The sequence below is a fragment of the Micromonospora sp. WMMD956 genome, assembly GCF_029626125.1.
GTDB classification, from domain to species: Bacteria; Actinomycetota; Actinomycetes; order Mycobacteriales; family Micromonosporaceae; genus Micromonospora; species Micromonospora carbonacea.
The window spans coordinates 2,526,609-2,547,679 of sequence record NZ_JARUBI010000005.1 but is presented as its reverse complement, the minus strand read 5'-3'; the positions used below and the strand labels follow the sequence as shown (position 1 = coordinate 2,547,679).

Sequence of the window (21,071 nt, the reverse complement as noted above, 5' to 3'; positions counted from 1 at the left end):
GCCGACGCGTGAAGCGGTCGCCGGGTCGACCCCGGCGAGCGCAGCCAACGGAAGGAACCCGAATGGACACCCGAGCGCCCGGGTCGGCGCGGGAGACCGATATCCCACGCGCGGACTTCCCACAGAACGGCCACCCGGCGGCCGACAGCCCGGAGTGCGCCCCGCTGTCCCTCGCGCAGGAACGACTGTGGCTGATCGACGCGGCCGCCCCCGGCGCGGCCACCTACCTCGTCCCCGTGCTGCTGCGCTGGCAGGGCCGGGTCGACCCGGCGGTGCTCGGCGTCGCGCTGACCGCGGTGGTGGCCCGGCACGAGCCCCTGCGCACCGGCTACCGGCTGCGCGGCGACGAGCCGGAGCAGTTCGTCGGCCCGGCGGCCGACGTCCCGGTCCGGGTGGTCCGGGCCCCCGGCGGCTCCTGGGCCGACGTCGAGGACGAGGTACGCCGGCTCTGCGCCGAGCCCCTCGACCTCGCCACCGGCCAGGTGCTGCGCTGCGTCGCGTTCACCGGCCTCACCGGCGGGGACGCGGTGCTGCTCGTCCTGCACCACATCGCCTTCGACGGCTGGTCGATGGGGCGGCTCTGCGCCGACCTCGCCACGGCCTACGCGGCCGGCGTCGACGGCCGGCCGCCCCGGCTGCCCGCCGTCGGGGTCCGCTTCGCCGAGCTGGCCCGGCGCGACCGGGAGGCGGGCAGCCGACCCGACACGCGCGCCGCGGTGACGGAGCGGGCGGCGGAACTCCTCGCCGCCGGGCCCGGGCTCACCCTCGCCGGGGCGCTGCCCGCCGCCCCCGGCCGCGCGGTGGAGCGGGCGGGCGGCGAGGTCGTCACCGCCCTCCCCGCCGGGCTCTGGGACCGCGCCACCGCACTGGCCGCCGAACACCGCGTCACGCCGTTCGTGCTGTTCGGCACCGCGTTCCAGGTGCTGCTGAGCCTCTGGTCCGGGCGGGACACCTTCCGCTACGGGGTGATCGCCGCCAACCGGCCCGGCCCCGAGGCCGACGACGTCGTCGGCTTCTTCGTCAACACCGTGCCGTTGCGGGCGGCGCTGGGCGGCGCGGACGACTTCGCGCAGTTGTGCGCCCAGGCCCGGGGCGAGGCGTTCCGCACCCTGCTCTACCAGCGCCTGCCGTACCACCGGCTCACCGCCGCGGCCCGGGCCGAGCTGGTCGAGGTCGCCTTCGCGTTGCAGAACTTCCCCGTGCCCGGCCCCGAGGTGCCGGTGCGCTGGGCGCTGCCCGAGGTGCTGCCCAACGGCACCGCCAAGTTCGACCTGATGCTCACCGTCGAGGAGCGGGCCGACGGCTGGTACGCGCGCTGGGAGCACGACCTGGCCCGCTACCCCCGGCCGGTGGTGACGGCGCTGGCCGAGGCGTACCTCGGGCTGCTCGGGGCCGTGACGGAACGGTACGCCGTGCCCCTGGCGGAGCTGGCCCGGTTCGGGCCGGACCCGGCGTGGGCGACGGCGGCCGCGCCGGACGCGACGCCCGCCACGGCCGGGGCGGCCCCGGTGCCCGAGGGCGCGCTGCGCCGCGCCGCCGAGTGCTTCGCCGTGGCGCTGGCCGACCTCGTCGACGAGCCGCCGGAGGCGGTCGCCGCCGGGCTGACCCCGGCGGCCGACTTCTTCGCCCTCGGCGGCCACTCCCTGCTGGTCGTCACGATGCTGCGCCGCATCGAACGCCAGGACGGCACCGTCCTGTCGGCGCGGGACTTCCTGGCCGACCCGACGGTGGCCGGGCTGGCCCGGCTCCTCGCGGCCCCGCCCCGGGTGGCGGCCGCGCCGCCGACGGGAAGCGACGGCCGGCAGGCCACCAGCCCCGCGCAGCAACGCTTCTGGTCCGTCGACCGCCTGCCGTGGCTGCGGCAGGCGTACCTGGTGCCCACGGTGGTGGACCTCGCCGGTGGCGTCGACGTCGAGCGGCTGCGCGCCGCCGTCGGGACCGTGCTCGCCCGGCACCCGGCGCTGCGGGCCCGCTTCGAGCTCGACCGCCGGCAGCGCCGGGTCTACCACCGCACGGACGGCCCGGCCGGTGACGTCACCGTGGTGGACGCCGCCGACTGGACCGACGAGCAGGCGCGCGAGGCCGTCGCGGAGTGGAGCTGGACCGGCTTCGACCTGGCCCGCGCCGCCCCCGCCCGGGCGCACCTGCTGGACCGGGGCGGGCGGGGCGTCACCCTCGTCGTCGTCGTCCACCACATCGTCTTCGACGGCTGGTCGCGGCAACTGCTGCTGCGCCAGATCGCGGCGGCCTACCGGGGCGAGGACCTGCCCGAGCCGGTGCCCGGGACGGGCCACACCGACCCCGACGACGCCGCGCAGGCCGACACCCGCGCGGTCGTGGAGGCGCTCACCGGCGCGCCGGTCGACGTGGCCCTGCCGTACGACAGGGGCCGCGGCGACACCCAGGAGACCCGGGCGGGCCGGCTGGCGTACGACCTCGACCCGACCCGCGCCGACCTGCTGCGCAAGGTCGCGGCGGACGCCGGCTGCACGATGTTCATGGTCTCGGCCGCGCTGCTGGCGGTGGCGCTGGCCCGGGTCGGCGGCCAGCGCGACTTCCTGTTCGCCTTCCCGTGGTCGCAGCGGACGGGGGCGCGCAGCGCCGACGCGGTGGGCCTGTTCATCGACACGCTCGTGCTGCGCGCCGACACCAGCGGCGAGCCGACCTGGCAGGAGCTGCTGGCCCGGGTGCGGGACGCGGCGAACCTCAGCTTCCGGCACTCCGCGGCACCGTTCGACGCGGTCGCCGCCGCGTTGCATCCCGACCGTGACCTCGGTCGCCCCCCGGTGACGCCGGTCTACCTCAGCGCCGCCGACGGCGAACTGGCACCTCCCGACCTCGGGCCGGACGTCACCGCCACGGTCCGCCCGCTCGACCCGCTGCACCTCAAGTACGAGCTCGAACTCACCGTCGTCGACCGGCGGCAGGACCTGCGGTGGGAGCTGCTGTACTCCGCCGCCCTCTTCGACCCCGCCACCGCGCACGCCGTCCTGCACGCGGTCACCGCCGCGGCGGACGACCTCATCCGGCAGCCCACCGCTCGACCACTGGAGGGACATTGACCACCCTGACGGAGGACCAACTGTTCGATCGGGTCCGGGCCGCCTGGGCCGAGGTGCTCGACGTCGACGATCCCGGCAGCCTCGACCCGGACCAGAACTTCCTGGAGGCCGGCGGCAGCTCGCTGCTGCTCATCATGCTCTGGGAGGACCTGCACGAGCTCACCGAGCGGTCGCTGCGGGTGGCCGACCTGTTCCAGCACGCCACGATCCGGGCGCAGGCCAGGCTGCTGGCCGGCGGCGGCGAGGAGCCCCGGCAGCAGGTGACCGGGGCCAGCCAGCGCCGCGCCCTGCTCGGCCGGGCCCGCACGGCGGAGGTGCCCCGACCGTCATGACCGAGATCTCCGACACCGACATCGCCGTCGTCGGGACGGCCTGCCGCTTCCCCGACGCGTGGAACCCCGAGCAGTACTGGCGCAACATCGACACCGGCGTCGTCTCGATGCGGGAGCTGACCGACGAGCAACTGCGCGCGGCCGGCCACACCGAGGAGGAGACGCGCCAGCCGGGCTTCGTCCGGGTCGGCGCGACCCTGCCGGGGGTGGCCGACTTCGCCGCCGACTTCTTCGGCTACACCCCCCGCGAGGTCGACGCCATCGACCCGCAGCAGCGCATCTTCCTGGAGTCCTGCTGGGAGGCGCTGGAGTCGGCGGGCCTGGCGCCCGGCGCGGACCGCCTGGTGACCGGCGTGTTCGCCAGCAGCGCCGCCGGCAACTACTCGGCGGCCGTCTTCGCCGCCAAGGTCCGCGACCACGGGCTCGCCGCCGCGATCGGCGACCTCGACCTGACCGTCGGCGGGCAGGCCGACTTCATGACCTCGCGGACGGCCTACAAGCTCGGCCTGCGCGGGCCGTCCGTCAGCGTCCAGACGGGCTGCTCCTCGTCGCTGTACGCGGTGCACTACGGCATGCTGAGCCTGCTCGCCGGGGAGTGCGACGTGGTCCTCGCCGGCGGCGCGACCGTCGTGGAGCCGCTGCTCGGCTACCAGCCGATCCCCGGGGCGTGGGTCTCCGAGGACGGCTACGTCCGCTCCTTCGACGCGAGCAGCAGCGGCACCACGTACGGCTCCGGGGTCGGGGTGGTGGCCCTGCGCCGGCTCGCCGACGCGCTCGCCGACGGCAACCCCGTGCTGGCCGTCCTGCGCGGCTCGGCGGTCGGCAACGACGGCGGCGCGCGCCTCGGCTACGCCGCCCCGAACCTCGACGGGGTGGCCGACGTGATCGCGGCGGCGCTGTCGGTCGCGGGCGTCTCCGCCGACGCGGTCCGCTACGTCGAGGCCCACGGCACCGGCACGCCGCTGGGCGACCACATCGAGCTGCTGGCCCTGACCGAGGCGTTCCGGCGCAGCACCGACGAGGTGGGCTACTGCGGCCTCGGCTCGGTGATGTCCAACATCGGGCACCTCGGCCCGGCCGCCGGCATCGCCGGGCTGATCAAGGCGATCCACGTGGCCGGCACCGGCTCGCTGCCCCCGCACCCGACGTTCGACGTGGCCCGCGACCCGGCGGAGCTGGAGAAGAGCCCGTTCTTCGTCACCACCACCCGCCGCGAGTGCCCCGAGCCGGACCGGCTGGTGCTGGTCAACTCGATGGGCGTGGGCGGCACCAACGCCACGATGGTGGTGGCCGCCCCGCCCGCGCCGGTCCGGCGGCCCGCGCCGGCTGCGCCCGTCGTCCGGCTGAACGTCTCCGCCCGCAGCCGGGTGGAGCTGGACCAGCTGTGCCGGGCGCTGGCCGACCGGATCGACAGCGACCCCGCGCAGGCGGCGGACGTCGCGTACACGCTGCGGGTCGGGCGGGCCGTCTTCGACGAGCGGCGGGTGGTGACCGCGCCGGCCGACCGGCTCGCGGCGGCGCTGCGGCTGCCCCGCCCCCCGGCCGTGCGCACCGTGCGGGCCGCCCGCCGCACCGCCGTGATCGTGGCGGGGGAGCAGGCGGAGCCCGCGAGGCTGGCCGCGCTGCGGGCAGTGCTGCCCGGCGCGGCCGTGGTCGACCGGCTCGACCTCGCCGGGGACCGGTACGCGGTGGTGCTGGGCGGGACCGGTGACGACGCCGGCCTGGCCGACTCGCGGGGCGTCCTGGTGCCCGCCGGTGACGACGGCTGGGACGAGGCGCTGAGCACCGCCTGGCTGCACGGCGTGCCGGTGGACTGGGAGGCGGCCAGCGGCGGCCGGGGGCGGCGGCTGCGCCTGCCGACGTACCCGTTCCAGCGCAAGCGGTACTGGCCGCTGGACCACCTCGACGTGTTCCGCCGGCAACCGACGCCCACGCCCGTCGGCGCGGAGCCGGCGGCGGGGGACTCCATCGAGGAGAGCGTCGCCGGCATCTGGCGGGAGCTGTTCGACCGGGGCGACGTCGGGCTGGACGACGAGTTCGGCGCGCTGGGCGGCACGTCGCTGCTGTCCGTGCAGATGGTGCTGCGGATCCAGCAGCAGTACGGCGTGCTGATCAACCTGCACCGGGCCGGCGGCAGCCGGGCCACCGTACGCCGGCTCGCCGGGATCGTCCGGGCCGGCGTCACCCCCGACCGGCAGAGCGCGGCCGACCGGGACGGCGAGCTGATCGACGCGGACCTGGCGCTGCCGATCGGGCCGCTGGCCCCACGTCGCGCCCCGGGCCGGGACGTGCTGCTCACCGGCGCGGCGGGCTACCTCGGCGCGTTCCTGCTGCACGAGTTGCAGCGCGCCGGCCGGCGCGTCCACTGCGTCGTGCGGGCGGCCGACGAGCAGGCGGGCATGCGGCGGCTGCGGGAGACCGCCGCGCGTCTGGCCCTGCCGGAGCCGGACCCCGAGCTGGTCCGCGTCGTCCCGGCGGACCTGCGGGCCTTCGCCGGCACGGACGCCGGGGACCTCGACGGCGAACTCGCCGACCAGGTCGGGCACGTGCTGCACTGCGCGGCCCGGGTGGTCTTCACCGAGCCGTACCGGACGCTGCGGGAGGACAACGTCCTGCCGATGGCGGGCCTGCTGAACTGGATGTGCCGGCACGGCATCCGCGACTTCAGCTACGTGTCGACGCTGGCCGCGACCGGCGCGGGGTCGGGCACGGCGGGCACCCGCCTGGAGACCCGCAGGCAGCCCCTGCACTCCGACCTGGGCGGCTACGGGGTCAGCAAGTGGGTCGGCGAGCGGCTGCTGGAGAAGGCCGAGGAGGCCGGCATCCGTGGCCGGGTGTTCCGGCCCGGCCTGATCATGGCGGCCCGGGACACCGGGGCCTGCAACAACAAGGACCTGGTGTGGCGGATGCTCGCCAGCGGCATCGCCATCGGCGCCCACCCCACCGACGAGCGCGCCGAGCCGGTCTCCCCGGTCGACGTGGTCGCCCGGGCGGTCGTGTCGCTGGCGCTGTCGCCGTCGTCGGTCGGCCGGGTCTACCACCTGGCCGACGAGCGTTCGATCAGCACCCGGGAGCTGTTCGACATGCTCGGCCGGGCCGGGCTCGCGACCGAGCCGATGCCGCTGCCGCAGTGGCAGCGGCGGGTGGCCGAGCGCGCGCTGGACGGGGGCAGCGAGGTCATGTCGGCCGTGGCCCTCTACGAGTTGGAGGGGCACGAGCTGGCCGAGGACGACGTGCAGGTCCGGGGCTGGCAGCCCTGGCTGCGCAAGCAGGGCCTCTCCGCGGCAGTCACCCCCGAGCAGCTGCGCCGGGGCCTGGAGTTCCTGGCCGGACGCCACGAGGAGTTCGCCGCGCTCCTGCCCGACCTGGCGGGACGGGGCGGCGGTGCCGGACCGGCCGGACGGCAGGCCGGTCCCGCCGGGCGGCGGGGCGATGACGTCAACGCGATCGAGGAGCGGGTATGAAGCAGCGACATGTCGCCGTGCTGGGCGCGGGAGTGATGGGCAGCGCCATCGCCGCCCTCGCCGTCGGCAACGGCCTGCCGGTCACCCTGGTCGACGTCGACCGGGCCGTGCTGGACCGGGCCCGGGGCGAGGTCACCCGCCACCTGCGGCTGGCCCGGCTGATGGGGGCGCAGACCGGCACGGACGTGGCCGAGCTGCGTACCACCGTGGACCTGGCCGACGTCGCCGACGCCGACGTGGTCGTCGAGGCCGTCACCGAGCTGGCCGACGTCAAGGCGAAGGTGCTCGCCGAGGTGTCCGCGATCGTCGGGCCGGAGGCGCTGGTGCTCACCAACACCTCCGCCATCCCGGTGGACGAGCTGGCCGGCTCGGTCGCGCACCCCGAGCGCACCGTCGGCGCCCACTTCATGAACCCGCCGTACCTGATCAAGACGGTGGAGGTGGTCCGGGGGCCGCGCAGCTCCGAGGCCGCGCTGGCCGTCGCCCGGGACTTCCTGACCGGCATGGGCCGGGAGGTCGTGGTGGTCGGGGACGGGCCGGGCTTCGTCATCAACCGGGTGCTGCAACGGATGATCAACGAGGCGGCCCGGATCGCGGACGAGGGGCTCGCCACGCCGGAGGAGATCGACCTGCTGTTCACCGGCTGCCTCGGGCACCGCACCGGACCGCTGGCCACCGCCGACCTGATCGGCCTGGACAACGTCGTCGACTCGCTGCGGGTGCTCCGCGACCGCACGGGCGACCAGGGTTACGAGCCATCCGCGCTGCTGCTGGCCAAGGTCGCCGACGGCGACTTCGGGCGCAAGACCGGGCGTGGCTTCTACGAGCACAGGGGGACCAAGTGAGCTCATCCACCACCGACCAGCACACCCTCAGCCCGGGATCGATCCGCGGCCAGCTCACCGCGTTCCTGGAGCGGCAGACCAAGAAGGACATCGAACCGAACCTCGACATCTTCGCCGCCGGCCTGGTCTCGTCGCTGTTCGCGCTGGAGCTGGTGGTGCACATCGAGTCGACGTTCGACGTCGTCATCGGCGGGCCCGACCTGCGGCTCGACAACTTCCGGACGGTCGACCGGATGACCGAGCTGGTCCTGCGGCTGCGCGGGGACTCCGATGGCTGAGCGGTGGTCGGAGGCGGCGGCGCTGGTCGCCGCCGCCGTCGGCGATCACGCGGAAACCTGGGACCGCGCCGGCCGGATCCCGCTGGAGACCCTGCGCGAGCTGGGCACCAAGGGGGTGCTCTGCGCGCAGATCCCCCAGGAGTACGGCGGCCTCGGACTGTCCAGCCTGGACAACGGCGAGCTGACCGCCGCCACCGGGGCCCGGTGCAGCTCGCTGCGCAGCGTCCTCACCTCGCAGGGCATGGCGGCGTGGACCATCCTGCGCCTCGGCTCGGCCGCCCAGCGGCGTGCCCACCTGGCCGCGCTGTCCAGCGGCAGCCTCGCCGGGGTCGCCTTCAGCGAGCCGGGGGCGGGCAGCGACCTGTCCGCGATGAGCACCCGGATCAGCGAGGACGGCACCGGCGTGCGGGTCGACGGGCGGAAGGTGTGGATCACCGTCGGCGCGTACGCCGACCTGCTGGTGGTCTTCGGCCGCTTCGGCGACGAGGCGGCGGCGGTGCTGGTGCCGACGGACGCGCCGGGCGTCCGCATCGAGCGGGTGGCCGACCCGCTCGGCTGCCGGGCCGCCGGCCACGCCGACGTCCACCTCGACGGGGTACGCCTGCCCAGGGACGCGGTGCTCGGCGGGGCGGCCATGCCGCTTGGCCTGATCGCCACCACGGCGCTGACGTACGGCCGGGTCTCCGTGGCCTGGGGCTGCGTGGGGATCCTGCGCAGTTGCCTGGCCGAGGCCGCCCGGCACGCCGCCGCCCGGGCCCAGGGCGGGGCCATGCTCGCGTCCCACCAGCTCGTGCGGCGGCACCTGGCGGAGCTGACGGTCGCCGAGCAGGCCGCGACCCGGCTGTGCGAGCACGCCAGCCGGGCCTGGGACGCCCGGACGTCCGACCTGGTCATGGCCGCCGTGCTGGCCAAGCACTTCGCCGCCACCCGGGCCGCCGAGGGGGCGAGCACGGCGGTGCAGGTGCTCGCGTCGGCCGGCAGCCGCGACGGGCACCCGGTGGCCCGCGCCTACCGGGACGCCAAGCTCATGGAGCTCATCGAGGGGAGCAACGAGATGTCCCAGCTCATGCTGGCCGACCACGCGCTGGCGGCCTGGTCATGACCGTCGGCATCGGGGCGATCCACTGCGTCCTGCCGGAGGGGTCCACCCCGGTCGCCGGGCTGCCCGAGGTCGACGCGCTGCGGACCGAGGAGCGCGAGTTCGTCGACACCTGCGGGATCGACCGCGTCGGCGTGTTCCCGGACGCCCCGACCACGGACTTCGCCGTCCAGGCGTGTCAGGAGCTGGGCAAGGCGACGCCGCTGGACCCGGACGTGCTGATCATGGTGGGGTCGCGCGCGCCGGACGTCCTGCTCGGCTCCGACTCGGGGCGGCTGCAACTCGACGGCGGCTTCGACCGCGCGTTCGCCTTCACCCTGGACGGTCTCGGTTGCACCGGCTCCAGCGCCGCCTGGGCGCTGGCCCGGGACCTCCTGGTCGCCGACCCGGGCCGGCAGAGCGTGCTGATCGCACACGCCAGCCGCCCCACCGGCGTGGACCGGGTGCGCTTCCCGGTGACGGTGATCGGCGACGGGGCGTACGCGATGACCATCGTCCGCGGCGGCAGCCCGGCCCTGGTGGCGCACCGGCAGGAGAGCGACGGCACGTTCCACGACCTGTTCCGGGTGGACTACAAGCAGTCCCCCTGGTACGAGTGGCGCGAGGAGTGCGAGTCGCCCGACCGCTACCGGTTCGAGCTGGCCCTGCACAGCCGGCAGCGGCTGGGCCGGATGGTCGAGACGGTCCTCGCCGACGCCGGGATCACCAAGGCCGACGTCGCCGCGACGCTCATGCAGAACGTGACCGCGAGCGCGTACGGCTTCTACCAGTCCCTGCTCGGGCTGCCCATCCACCCGGTCTGCCAGCGCCAGCTCGCCGCGTACGGCCACCTCGGCGCGATGGACGTCGTGCTCAACCTGGACCGGCTCCTCGCCGGTGGCGACGTCGGCCCCGGCGATCACGTCCTGGTCCTCAACAACAGCCCCGTGGCGGCCTGGGCGGCCACGGTCTGGCGCATCTGACGAAGGGAACGACCGTGAGCCAGTCTCCACCGACGGTGAAGTGTCTCGTCTGGGACCTGGACAACACCCTGTGGCGGGGCACGCTGCTGGAGGACGGCGAGGTGACCCTGCCCGACGAGGTGCGGGAGGTCATCGCCACCCTGGACGCCCGGGGGATCCTCCAGTCGGTCGCCAGCCGCAACGACCACGAGCACGCGTGGGCCCGGCTGGTGGAACTCGGCGTGGCCGACTACTTCGTCGTCCCGCAGATCGGCTGGGGGCGCAAGCCGGACTCGATCCGGGCGATCGCCGACGAGCTCCAGTTCGCCCTGAACACGATCGCGTTCATCGACGACCAGCCGACCGAGCTGGCCGAGATCGGCCACCAGTTGCCCGAGGTCCGGTGCTACCGGGCCGACCAGGCCGGGACGCTGACCGGCCTGCCCGAGTTCAGCCCGGCGGCCGTCACGGTGGACTCCCGCCGCCGCCGGCAGATGTACCAGGCGAAGTTCCGCCGGGACACCGCGCGGGAGGGTTTCCAGGGCCCGGACGAGGAGTTCCTGCGCAGCCTGGAGCTGGAGATGGTCATCGACCGGGCTCGGGACGAGGACATCTCCCGCCTGGAGGAGCTGACCCTGCGCACCAGCCAGATGAACGCCACCGGCGTGCACTACTCCGACGCGACGCTGCGCGGCCTGCTCGACGACCCGCGGCACGAGGTGCTGGTGGTCAGCATGACCGACCGGTTCGGCCCGCACGGCGCGGTCGGGGTGGCGCTGCTGGCCCGGCACCCGGGCGTGTGGCACCTGAAGCTGCTCGCCACCTCCTGCCGGGTGGTGTCCTTCGGCGCGGGCGCGATCATCCTGCGCTGGATCGGTGACCAGGCGGCGCGGGCCGGCGTGCACCTCGCCGCGGACTTCCGGCCGACGAACCGCAACCGGATCATGGAGGTCGCCTACCGGTTCGCCGGCTTCGCCGACGACGCGTGCGACTGCCTGGCCGACGTGGGCCCGGCGGGCGAGGAGGGGGTGCAACTGCTGCACCTGCGGCCCGAGCGCACCTGCGGGCCGACCTCGCTGCGGCTGCGCGCCCCGGCGCTCGACGACGCCGACACCGGGCTGCGGGACTGGTCGGAGGTGGTGCCGGCATGACCGGGGCGACCCTCTACGAGCTGTTCGCCGCCTCCGTCGACCGTTACCCGGACGCGATCGCGCTGGAGGTCGAGGGCGACCAGGTCTCCTACGCGGATCTGCACCGGCACGCCCTCGCGCTGGCCGGGGAGATCGTCGCCCGGCACGGCGGCGTGCCGGCCCGGGTGGCGCTGCTCGCCCAGCGCAGCGTCACCGCCTTCGCCGGCTACCTCGCCGCGCAGCGCCTCGGCGCGGCGGTGACCCCCCTCAACCCGGGCTACCCGGTGCTGCGTAACCGGCGGGTGTGCGACCTCGCCCGCGTGGACGTGCTGGTAGCCGACGAGTCCGGCGCGCCGCAACTCGCCGACGGCCTCGGCGACGCCGCCCCGACGGTGCTCGCGCTCGACGACGACCGGGTCCGCGCGCTCGCCGGCACCGGCGTCAGCCTCGCCGGCTACCGCGGCGGCCCGGACGACGTGGCCTACGTCCTGTTCACCTCCGGGTCGACCGGGCGGCCCAAGGGGGTGCCGGTCCCGCAGCGCGCGGCGGTGGCGTACGTCCGCCACAACGTCGACCGCTTCGCCGTGGGCCCGGGGGCGCGGGTGTCGCACACCTTCGACCTCACCTTCGACCCGTCGGTGTTCGACCTCTTCGTGACCTGGGCCGGCGGCGCGACCCTGGCCGTGCCCCGCCGCGCCGAGCTGCTCAACCCCGTGGACTACCTGCGGGACCGGCGGATCACGCACTGGTTCTCCGTGCCGTCGGTGGTCTCGGTCGGCGACGAGCTGGGCACCCTGCCCACCGGGCAGGTCACCGACCTGCGGTACAGCATCTTCATCGGCGAGCCGCTCACCTACCGGCAGGCCGAACGGTGGCAGGAGATCGCCCCGGGGGCCGTCGTCACCAACGTGTACGGGCCGACCGAGCTGACGGTGGCCTGCACCGAGTTCCGGCTGGACCTCGACCCGCTGCGGTGGCCGGCGACCTCCAACGACACCGTGCCGATCGGGCCGGTCTACGACTTCCTCGACCACGTGATCGTCGGCGCGGACGGCCACGCGGCCCAGGAGGGCGAGCTGTGCGTACGCGGGGTGCAGCGGTTCGTCGGATACCTGGACTCCGGCGACGATGTCGGCCGATTCTTGACGTATGGTCCCGACGGCGCCGAACCGTACGAAGGCGGCGGCCTCACCGACGAGCACTACTACCGCACCGGGGACCGGGTCCGCATCGAGGACGGCAACCTCGTCCACCTCGGCCGGTTGGACAACCAGGTGAAGGTGCGCGGGTACCGCATCGAGCTCGGTGAGATCGAGGCGGCGCTGCGTCGGCACGACGGCGTGACCCAGGCCGTCGTCGTCGCGGTCAACCGGACAGGAGAGACGGAATTGATCGGCTTCTACACGGGCGAGGAGGCGCCGCAGTTGCGGCGCTGGCTGCGCCGGCAGGTGCCGCTGCACATGGTGCCCCGGGTGCTCCACCACCTGGCCGCCATGCCGCTGAACGCCAATGGCAAGATCGACCGGGGGGTGCTGCGGGACTCCGTGGCGGAACTGGCGACGGCGGGCCCGGCGTGACGGCGACCGCCCGGCTGCGTGCCGTGACGGCCGAGCTCGTCCCGCCCGCGGGCGTGGTGCGGGTGGTGTCGCTGAGCAACCTGGCCAAGACCGCCGCGCACGGCATCATCATGTCGGTAAGCGTGCTGTACTTCACCACGTCGATCGGGATCTCGGCGACCAGGGTCGGCCTGGCGCTGACCATCGGGGCGGCGGTCGGCATGCTGGTCGCGGTGCCGGCCGGTCACGCCGCCGACATCTTCGGCCCGCGCAACGCCACCGTGCTCGCCATGCTCGCGCTCGGGCTGGTCACCTGCGGCTACGCCTTCGCCACCAGCTTCTGGTGGCTCACCGCCGTCGCCTGTCTCGTGCTGGCCGGCGAGTCCGCCACCGACGCGTCCCGGGGGGCGCTGGTCGCCGGCGTGGTGCCGCCGGAGGAACGGGTCCGGGCCTGGTCCTACTTCCGCGCCGTGGCCAACCTGGGCGTCACCCTCGGCGCGGTGATCGGCGGGATCGGGCTCTACTTCGACTCCCAGGCGGGCTACCGGGCGCTGCTGCTCCTCGCGGGTGCGCTGTTCGCGGTCGCCGGCCTGGCCTACCTGCGGGTGCCGGTCGTGCCGCCGACCCGCAACACCGAGGCGCAGCCCAGCCTCGTCGTGCTGCGGGACCGGCCGTACGCGGCGTTCGTCGTGCTCAACGCGCTGCTGGTGATGAACGGGCCGCTGCTGACGGTGGCGCTGCCCATCTGGATCGCGCAACGCACCGAGGCCCCCACCGCGATCTACCCCGTCATCCTCGTGATCAACACGATCTGCGTGGTACTGCTACAGGTACGCGTCAGCCGGGGAGCGGAACGCCTCGACGGTGGCGCGCGGGCCTGGCAGCGGGCCGGGCTGGTGCTCGCCGCGTGCTGCGTGCTCTTCGCCCTCGCCGGTGGCCTGCCCGTCTGGGCCGCGGTGGCGGCCCTGCTCGCCGGCGCCCTCGTGCACGTGCTCGGCGAGATGCTGCACAGCTCGGGGGCGTGGTCCCTGGCGTACGGGCTGGCCCCCGAGGGCAGCCACGGCCAATACCAGGGGCTGTTCGGCATGTCCACGCAGCTCGGCTCCACCATCACCCCGTTCGCCGCGACCGTGCTCATCATCGGCTTCGGCTGGTCCGGCTGGCTCGTCTTCGGCGCGGTCATGTGCGCCGCCGGCCTGCTCGCCCCCGTCGTGGTGCGCGCGGCGCGCAAGGACCCGACCCGCAGCGGCTTCTCCGCGCCGGACGAGCCGGCGAAGGTGCCCGAGACCAGGCCGGCAGCGGACGAGCCGGCGACGGTGTCCGGCGACGAGGCGGCCGGTGATCCCCTCTCGACCGACAGGAGCTGACCGGATGGACTTCAGCCTCTTCTACTTCGCCAACGACAGCCGGCTCGGCCAGCACGACCGGTACCGCGTGCTGCTGGAGGGCGCACGGTTCGCCGACGCCAACGACTTCGCCGCCGTCTGGACGCCGGAGCGCCACTTCCACCCGTTCGGCGGCCTCTACCCGAACCCGTCGGTCACCAGCGCGGCGGTCGCGGCGGTGACCAGCCGGGTGGCGATCCGCGCGGGCAGTGTCGTCGCGCCGCTGCACCACCCGCTGCGCATCGCGGAGGAGTGGGCCATGGTGGACAACCTCTCCAACGGGCGGGTCGGCGTGTCCCTCGCCTCCGGCTGGCACGCCGCCGACTTCGTGCTCCGCCCGGAGACGTACGCCGACCGCCGCGCCCTCCTGGCCGAGTACGCCGAGCAGGTCCGCGCGCTGTGGCGGGGCGAGTCGATCACCGCCACCGACGGGGTCGGGGAGACCCGGCAGGTACGCGTCTTCCCGCCGCCGGTGCAGGCGGAGCTGCCCATCTGGCTGACCAGCGGCGGCGCGGTGGAGACCTTCCGCACCGCCGGCGAGCTCGGCGCGGGCCTGCTGACCCACCTGCTCGGCCAGGACCTCGACGAGCTGGCCGCGAAGATCGCGGTCTACCGGGAGGCCGCCGCGGCCCGGCCCGGCGGCTGGCCGGGGCACGTGGCCCTCATGGTGCACACCCACCTCGGCGACGACGAGGACGAGACGCGGGACCTCGTACGCCCCGCGTTGAGCGACTACATCCGCAGCTCGCTGCACCTGATCCTCGGGTCCCGGATGGACGGCAAGCGCAGCATCGACCCGTCCCGGCTGCCCCCCGAGGAGCTGGACTTCCTGGTCGAGCGGTCGTTCCAGCGCTACTTCGACGAGGGTGGCCTGCTGGGCACCGTCGACAAGGCGTACGGCGTGGCGGGCCGGCTGCGGGAGATCGGGGTGGACGAGGTGGCCTGCCTGATCGACTTCGGGCTGCCGGACAAGACGGTGCTGGCCGGGCTGGACCAGCTCAACGAGCTGCGGCTGCGGTTCGCGTCCGCCGACGGCTGACCGGCATGGCCGCGCGGGGGCGACCGAAGGCCGAGCTGGTCCTCTCCGGGGGCGAGCGCCGCACGCTGGAGGAGTGGGCGGCGTGGACGGGCGGTGGCCGCCTCGCCCTGCGGGCCCGGATCGTGCTGGCCAGCGCTGAGGGGCTGTCCAACCGGGACGTCGCCACGAAGCTGGAGGTGGGGCCGCACACGGCGGGCAAGTGGCGGGCCCGCTTCGTCGACCGGCGGCTCGCCGGTCTGCTCGACGGGCCGCGCTCGGGGGCCGGCCGGCGGATCACGGCGGCGCAGGCCGACGCCGTGCTGGCCCGGACGCTCCAGACCGCGCCCCCGGCCGGGGCCGGGCTCTGGTCGACCCGCGCCATGGCGGCGGCGGTGGGGCTCAACCAGACCGCGGTCTCCCGGCTCTGGCGGGCGGCGGGCCTGCGACCCCACCAGGTCGCCACCTGGCGGCTGTTCCAGGATCCGCGCTTCGCGGCGACGGTACGCCTGGTCGCCGGGCTGCGGAGCGCGGCGGGCGACCGGATCCTGGCGCTGGCGACGGAGCCGGTCGGGCCGGGCCAGCCCGCCGGCCCCCGATCCGTGGCCGAGACCGGACCCGTTCCGCCCGGCCTCGCTCCGACCGGTCCGGCCCCGATTGACCCCGCTCCGACCGGCCCTGTCTCGCCCGGCGGGGCCGTCGGGGAGGTGCTCGACTTCCTCGCCGCGCTCGACGCGCGCGTGCCACCCGAGTGGGAGGTGCACGTCGCCTGCATCGGGCGGACGGCACGCGGGCACCCGGCGGTGCGGGCCTGGCTCGGCGCGCACCCCCGGTTCCACCTGCATCCGGTGCCGGTGGCCCGGAGCTGGCAGCGGCTGCTGGACCGGTGGGCGGGCCGGCTGGCCCCCGACGTTCAGCGGCGGCGCAGCGCGGTCACGCCCCAGGAGAAGCCCATCCCGCTGCTCGCGACCAGCACCACGTCCCCCGGGGAGAGCCGACCCTCGTCCATCAGCTCGGCGAGGGCGAGGAACGGGTCCGAGCCGCCCATGTGCCCGTAGCGGTGGTAGTTGAACACGGACCGCTCCGGCGGCACGCCCAACGCCCCGAGGACCCGCTCGTGCATGTTGCGGTCGCCCTGGTTGATGAGGAAGTAGCGCACGTCCGCGGGGGCCAGGTCCAGGGTCGACAGCGTGTCGTTGGTCAGCTCCACGAAGTTGCGCAGGTACGCGTCGCCGAGCCCTCGGCGGTGCCCGCGCCGACGCATGAGAATGCGGTCGTCCTCGATGTCGCCGGAGTAGTAGTCGGCCCACTGCGGCTCGGTGCGCATCTGCGAGTGCAGCAGTTCGAGCGGCCCGTCGCGGCCGACGAGAACGGCGGCGGGGGCGTCGCCGAAGTTGAACAGCATCTTCGAGTCGGGGTCGTGGTAGTCGACCAGTTGGCTCAGCCGGTCGCCGACGAGGACCAGGGCGTGCCGGGCGCGACCGAGGGTGATCTTGTCGGCGGCGAGCTGCACCGCCGTCATCGCCGCGTTGCAGAAGTTGGACACCTCGAAGCAGTGCGCCCGCTCGATGCCCAGTTCGGCGGCGACCTTCGCCGCCGGTGACCAGAACGGCCGGTCCCACTCGCCGGAGCCGGCGTAGAGCACCAGGTCGACGTCGGCCGGCGAGACGCCGCTGCGCTTGAGCACCGTGCCGGCGGCCTCGGTGGCGAGCTCCCACGCGGTCTCGTACTCGTCGAGGACGGGGAACCGCTCGGTGTGGGTGATCTCCAGGATCTCGGCCAGCGCCAGCCCGGAAGCCTGCTGCATGTCCCGCACGTCGGCCTGCCCGGAGGGCAGCCGCACCTCGAAGTCGACGATCGCCGCCATGCCTCGCTCCTCCCGCTCGACGCGTTCCTCCGGCCTCGGCCCGGCCGCGCGGGGCGGCCCCCCGGCCTCAACCCGACTGGCTGCTGCCCCCGTCGGCGAGGGCCCGGACGATCGCGCTCACGTCCTCGTCGCCGAGGCCGGTGGCGTGTGCCTCGGCGAGGGCGCGCCGGGCGGCCACGATCACCCCGTCGGGGCGGGCCCCGGCCGCCACGGCCAGGCGCAGGTCCTTCTCGGCGTGCCCCAACGAGAAGAGCGTCGGCTGGTGGGAGGCGGCCACCCGGGGCCGCATCACCCCGGCGATCGGGCCCAGCGTGGTGCGGCCGAGCGCGTCGAAGGCGGCCTCCCGGGCGATGCCCAGCCGGCCCGCCAGGCCCAGCGCCTCGCCGAGGAGCACGGCCGAGTTGATGGTGGCGACGTTGACCACGAGCTTGACGGCGGCCCCGTCGCCCAGGGGGCCGACGTGTTCCACGGTGCCCAGCGCGGACAGCGCCGGCGCGCAACGGGCCACGTCCTCCGCCGTCCCGCCGGCGAAGATGTGCAGCGCGCCGCCCTCCGCCTGGGGAACGCTGCCCAGCACCGGGGCGTCGACCAACGCCACCTCCGCGGGCAGCCGCTTGCGCAGCTCGGCGACCGCGTCCGGCCCGATGGTGGACATCTCGACCAGGGTCGCGCCCGGGTCGAGGACGAGCCCGTCGAGGAGGCCGAGCACCGCGTCGGGGTCGCTGAGCATCGTGATCACGAGCGGTCGCCCGGCGACCGCCTCCTGGGCGCTGGCAGCACCGTGGGCACCGGCGGCGACGGCCTCCGCCGCCCGGCCGGCGGTCCGGTTCCAGACGGCGACGTCGTGACCCGCGCGGGCCAGCCGGATCGCCATGGGCAGGCCCATCCGGCCGAGCCCGAGGAATGCGATTCGGAGCTGCATTGCGGAAGTGTAACCGTCGGTCCGACGACGCGACAACGCCGCAATTATTGCGACTACTTGTGACTCACCGGTTCTGTCGGGGGAATGGCGTCCACCGCTGATTGTGGTAACGTCCCCGGCGTCCGTAGGTTGACGAAGGTGTTTCTCCGGATCCCGGTGCGAGGTAGCAGACAATGCAGATGAGACTGGTGAACCCGAGCGGAGCGCCCGCCCCGGCGGGGCCCTACTCCCAGGTCGCCGAGGTGCGCCTCGGTGACACCACGCTGCTCGTCCTCTCGGGTCAGGTCGCCCTCGACGACGACAACCGCGAGATCGTCGGGCCGGGCGACATGACGGCGCAGGCCGAGCGCACCCTGGAGATCATCGGGCAGTTGCTGGCCGCGCACGGCGCGACCTTCGCCGACGTGATCAACATCCGGACGTACCTCACCGACATGGCCCACCGCGCGGAGTACGCGGCGGTGCGCGGGAAGTACTTCACCGGCGACCTGCCGACCAGCACGACGGTCGAGGTGTCGAAGCTGTTCCGCGACGACGCGCTGATCGAGATCGAGGTCACCGCCGTCGTCGCCGCCGGCTGAGCGGCGGGGGCCTCCATGCGCGTGGACCGCACCGTCAGCCCGGAGTTCCAGCGCGTCGTCACCGGCCTGCGGGTGCCGGAGATGGGCACCGACGTGGTCGCCCCGCTGCTGGTCAACCTGGTTCACCTGCTGCGACCGGCCCGGGTGCTCGAGGTGGGCATGGGCTACACCACCCCGTTCCTCGTCGCGGCCCTCGCCGACGTGCGCGAGCAGGTGGCCGCCGAGGCTCCCGCGCTCGCGGCGAAGACCGGGCGGCACCTCGCGGGCGGGCTGCACGACGAGTGGCTCAACGAGGAGCCGGCGCTGGCCGCGCCGGCCTTCCACCTCCGGCCCTACGAGCCCCGCCTGGTCGCCGTCGACGACCTGTCCAATCCGTTCTCGTCCGCCGGCCGGGTGCTGGAGGTGCTCCGGGAGCTGTCCGTCGACGAATTGGTCACCGTGGTCAACTCCGATGTGCGGGAGTGCGGCGACAAACTGCCGGCCGACTACGACGTCATCGACTTCGCCTGGGTCGACGCCTGGGAGTGCCTCTATTTCTTCGAGCACTTCTGGGAGCGCATCAACCCCGACGGCGGCGTGTTGTTGATGCATTACCTGATGACCTATCCCGAGGGTGAGGCGATTCTGCGCTACCTGCGCCGGTTCCAGCAGTCCAATCCAGGTGAACTGGAGATGGTCAATCTGCTGGAGCCGCACAAGTTGACGCAGAACAGCGTGACGATGCTCCGCCGCACGAGCGGGGCCCGCCGCCTCGACTACGGCGCCTCCGGCGGCACGGTGAAATACTCGGCGGCGCTGCGCGAGGCCGCCGAACAACAGTCCCGCCTCTTCTGACCCGCCTCCTCGCCGGTCCCGCCCCGCCGACCCCCACCGCCCCCGGCCCGCGCCCGCCCCGCCTCGGCGGGTGAGAAGGGAACCCTTCTCTACCGTATGCGTTAAGAAGGGGCCCTTCCTTCGGAGCGGAGCGCCTCGGGGGAGTGCAGGCGCAGCATGGTGCCGGCCACGTCGGCCGGCAGCCGCCGCCGGGACGCCACCGACACCGCGATCATCACCGTGAACGCGAGCGGCACCGTCCAGGCCGCCGGCTGCGTGGTGAGCGTCGCCGGCCAGCCGGACAGCGGCGGGCCGAGCACCGTGACCAGCACCGCCCCGATCGCCGCCCCGCCGCCGGCCAGCACCCCGGCGGCGGCCCCCACGTCGGTCAGCCCCCGCCACCAGATGCCGAGCACCAGCAGCGGGCAGAAGCTGGACGCGGCGACCGCGAAGGCCAGCCCGACGACCTGGGAGACGTCCATCCCCGAGACGTTGAGCGCGAGCACCGCCGGCACCCCGCCCGCGATGACCGTGGCCAGCCGGAAGCCGCGCACCGAGCCGCGCCCCAGCACGTCCGTGGAGATCACCCCGGCGACGCTGGTGAGCAGCCCGGACGACGTCGACAGGAACGCGGCGAACGCCCCGGCGGCGACCAGCGCGGCGAGCAGCCGGCCGGTCGACCCGTCGCCGAGCGCCGCGCCGGGCAGCAGCACCACCACCGCGTCGGTCTGCCCGGTCACCAGCAACTGCGGGGTGTAGATGCGGCCCAGCACCCCGTACAGGGTGGGCAGCAGGTAGAACACGCCGACCAGGGCCAGCACCACCAGCGTGGTGCGCCGGGCCGCCGCCCCGTCGGGGTTGGTGTAGAACCGCACCAGCACGTGCGGCAGCCCCATGGTGCCCAGGAACGTGGCCAGGATCAGCGAGTAGGTGGCGAACAGCCCCCGGTCGTCGTCCCCGGCGGTGCTGGGCAGCAGCCAGTCCGCCGCGTCGGTGGCCGTGCCGGAGACCTGCGGCACCGGGTCGCCGGCGGCGAAGTCGAGCCGGTCGCCGGGGCGTACCTCGCGGATGTCGCCGTCGGGCAGGGTGAGGGTCGCGCGGTGCTCGACCACGACGGTGGTCGCGGTGCGGAACGTCGGCCCGTCGGGCGGGGTCACCGCCGGGCGGGCGTCGGCCTGCCACTGCAACACCAGGAAGATCGCGGGTACGGCGAGCGCGGTCAGCTTCAACCAGTACTGGAACGCCTGGACGAAGGTGATGGCCCGCATCCCGCCCAGCGCCACGTTCGCGGTGACCACCACGGCCACCACGAGCGCCCCGACCGGGTACGCCGCCCCGGTCAGCGTGGCCAGGGTCAGCCCCGCCCCCTGGAGCTGCGGCACCAGGTACAGCCAGCCGATGAAGATCACGAACGCGGTGGCGAGCGTACGCAGCCGCCGCGACCCGAGCCGCACCTCGCAGAAGTCCGGCAGGGTGAACGCCCCGGAGCGGCGCAGCGGGGCGGCCACGAACAGCAGCAGGGCCAGGTAGCCGGCGGCGAAGCCGACGGGGTACCAGAGCACGTCGACGCCGTACTTGAGGATCAGCCCGGCCACGCCCAGGAAACTCGCCGCCGACAGGTACTCCCCGCCGATCGCGGCGGCGTTCCAGGTCGGGCTGACCGAGCGGGAGGCGACGAGGAAGTCGGAGGTGGTCCGGGCCAGCCGCAGCCCGTAGAAGCCGATGCCGACCGTGACCAGGGTGACCGCGACGATCGCGGGGACGACGTACCCGTTGCCCAT

16 protein-coding genes and 1 pseudogene are annotated in these 21,071 nt (G+C 74.6%); 14 read left to right on the top strand and 3 right to left on the bottom strand.

Features of this window, described 5'->3' with window-relative positions; genetic code table 11:
* The first annotated feature begins 62 nt into the window (after window positions 1–62).
* The 12 genes and pseudogenes from O7628_RS11735 to O7628_RS11680 all read left to right on the top strand — a co-directional run.
* Entirely contained in the window at window positions 63–3,062 is a 3,000-nt protein-coding gene (locus O7628_RS11735) for a condensation domain-containing protein (RefSeq protein WP_278130320.1), read from the top strand.
* Window positions 3,059–3,394 carry an acyl carrier protein gene (locus O7628_RS11730; RefSeq protein WP_178066916.1) on the top strand — a complete coding sequence of 112 codons (336 nt, stop codon included), beginning with the start codon at window positions 3,059–3,061 and terminating at the stop codon, window positions 3,392–3,394. Before O7628_RS11735 ends, O7628_RS11730 begins: the two co-directional genes overlap by 4 nt.
* Window positions 3,391–6,858 (top strand): thioester reductase domain-containing protein, encoded by a 3,468-nt coding sequence (locus O7628_RS11725; RefSeq protein ID WP_278130316.1) that lies wholly within the window; start codon window positions 3,391–3,393, stop codon window positions 6,856–6,858. The genes O7628_RS11730 and O7628_RS11725 overlap by 4 nt, the downstream gene beginning before the upstream one ends.
* Window positions 6,855–7,703: a 3-hydroxyacyl-CoA dehydrogenase family protein gene (locus tag O7628_RS11720; RefSeq protein WP_278130314.1), complete on the top strand. Its 849-nt coding sequence runs from the start codon at window positions 6,855–6,857 to the stop codon at window positions 7,701–7,703. Before O7628_RS11725 ends, O7628_RS11720 begins: the two co-directional genes overlap by 4 nt.
* Window positions 7,700–7,981 carry an acyl carrier protein gene (locus tag O7628_RS11715; protein WP_178066913.1) on the top strand — a complete coding sequence of 94 codons (282 nt, stop codon included), beginning with the start codon at window positions 7,700–7,702 and terminating at the stop codon, window positions 7,979–7,981. The genes O7628_RS11720 and O7628_RS11715 overlap by 4 nt, the downstream gene beginning before the upstream one ends.
* On the top strand, window positions 7,974–9,083 hold the full coding sequence (locus tag O7628_RS11710; RefSeq protein WP_278130312.1) for an acyl-CoA dehydrogenase family protein: 1,110 nt from the start codon (window positions 7,974–7,976) through the stop codon (window positions 9,081–9,083). Before O7628_RS11715 ends, O7628_RS11710 begins: the two co-directional genes overlap by 8 nt.
* A complete protein-coding gene (locus O7628_RS11705) occupies window positions 9,080–10,042 on the top strand; it encodes a 3-oxoacyl-[acyl-carrier-protein] synthase III C-terminal domain-containing protein (protein WP_278130310.1) in 963 nt (320 codons plus the stop codon). Before O7628_RS11710 ends, O7628_RS11705 begins: the two co-directional genes overlap by 4 nt.
* Before the next feature lie 14 nt (window positions 10,043–10,056).
* The gene (locus O7628_RS11700) at window positions 10,057–11,172 is read left to right on the top strand and encodes an HAD-IIIC family phosphatase (protein WP_278130308.1); all 1,116 of its coding nucleotides are present in this window, start codon (window positions 10,057–10,059) and stop codon (window positions 11,170–11,172) included.
* Complete coding sequence (locus O7628_RS11695; protein WP_278130306.1) at window positions 11,169–12,728, top strand: AMP-binding protein; 1,560 nt, start codon at window positions 11,169–11,171, stop codon at window positions 12,726–12,728. Before O7628_RS11700 ends, O7628_RS11695 begins: the two co-directional genes overlap by 4 nt.
* A complete protein-coding gene (locus O7628_RS11690; RefSeq protein WP_278130304.1) occupies window positions 12,725–14,074 on the top strand; it encodes an MFS transporter in 1,350 nt (449 codons plus the stop codon). The genes O7628_RS11695 and O7628_RS11690 overlap by 4 nt, the downstream gene beginning before the upstream one ends.
* 4 nt (window positions 14,075–14,078) lie before the next feature.
* On the top strand, window positions 14,079–15,131 hold the full coding sequence (locus O7628_RS11685) for a MupA/Atu3671 family FMN-dependent luciferase-like monooxygenase (protein WP_278130303.1): 1,053 nt from the start codon (window positions 14,079–14,081) through the stop codon (window positions 15,129–15,131).
* 5 nt (window positions 15,132–15,136) lie between these two features.
* A pseudogene (locus O7628_RS11680) lies at window positions 15,137–15,523 on the top strand (helix-turn-helix domain-containing protein); the annotation flags it as partial.
* Between the two features lie 497 nt (window positions 15,524–16,020).
* Here O7628_RS11680 and O7628_RS11675 read toward each other — a convergent pair.
* Window positions 16,021–16,974: a 3-oxoacyl-[acyl-carrier-protein] synthase III C-terminal domain-containing protein gene (locus tag O7628_RS11675; protein ID WP_278130301.1), complete on the bottom strand. Its 954-nt coding sequence runs from the start codon at window positions 16,972–16,974 to the stop codon at window positions 16,021–16,023.
* A gap of 67 nt (window positions 16,975–17,041) precedes the next feature.
* Window positions 17,042–17,896, bottom strand: coding sequence for an NAD(P)-dependent oxidoreductase (locus O7628_RS11670; protein ID WP_278130300.1), 855 nt, complete (start codon window positions 17,894–17,896; stop codon window positions 17,042–17,044).
* Between the two features lie 179 nt (window positions 17,897–18,075).
* Between O7628_RS11670 and O7628_RS11665 the strand changes: the two genes are divergently transcribed.
* Together O7628_RS11665 and O7628_RS11660 are read left to right on the top strand one after the other, a co-directional pair.
* Window positions 18,076–18,477: a RidA family protein gene (locus O7628_RS11665; protein WP_278130298.1), complete on the top strand. Its 402-nt coding sequence runs from the start codon at window positions 18,076–18,078 to the stop codon at window positions 18,475–18,477.
* Window positions 18,478–18,492: 15 nt separating this feature from the next.
* Window positions 18,493–19,311 (top strand): class I SAM-dependent methyltransferase, encoded by an 819-nt coding sequence (locus O7628_RS11660; RefSeq protein ID WP_278130296.1) that lies wholly within the window; start codon window positions 18,493–18,495, stop codon window positions 19,309–19,311.
* A gap of 101 nt (window positions 19,312–19,412) precedes the next feature.
* On the opposite strand, the gene O7628_RS11655 is transcribed toward O7628_RS11660, so the two are convergent.
* A complete protein-coding gene (locus O7628_RS11655) occupies window positions 19,413–21,071 on the bottom strand; it encodes a cation acetate symporter (protein WP_278130295.1) in 1,659 nt (552 codons plus the stop codon).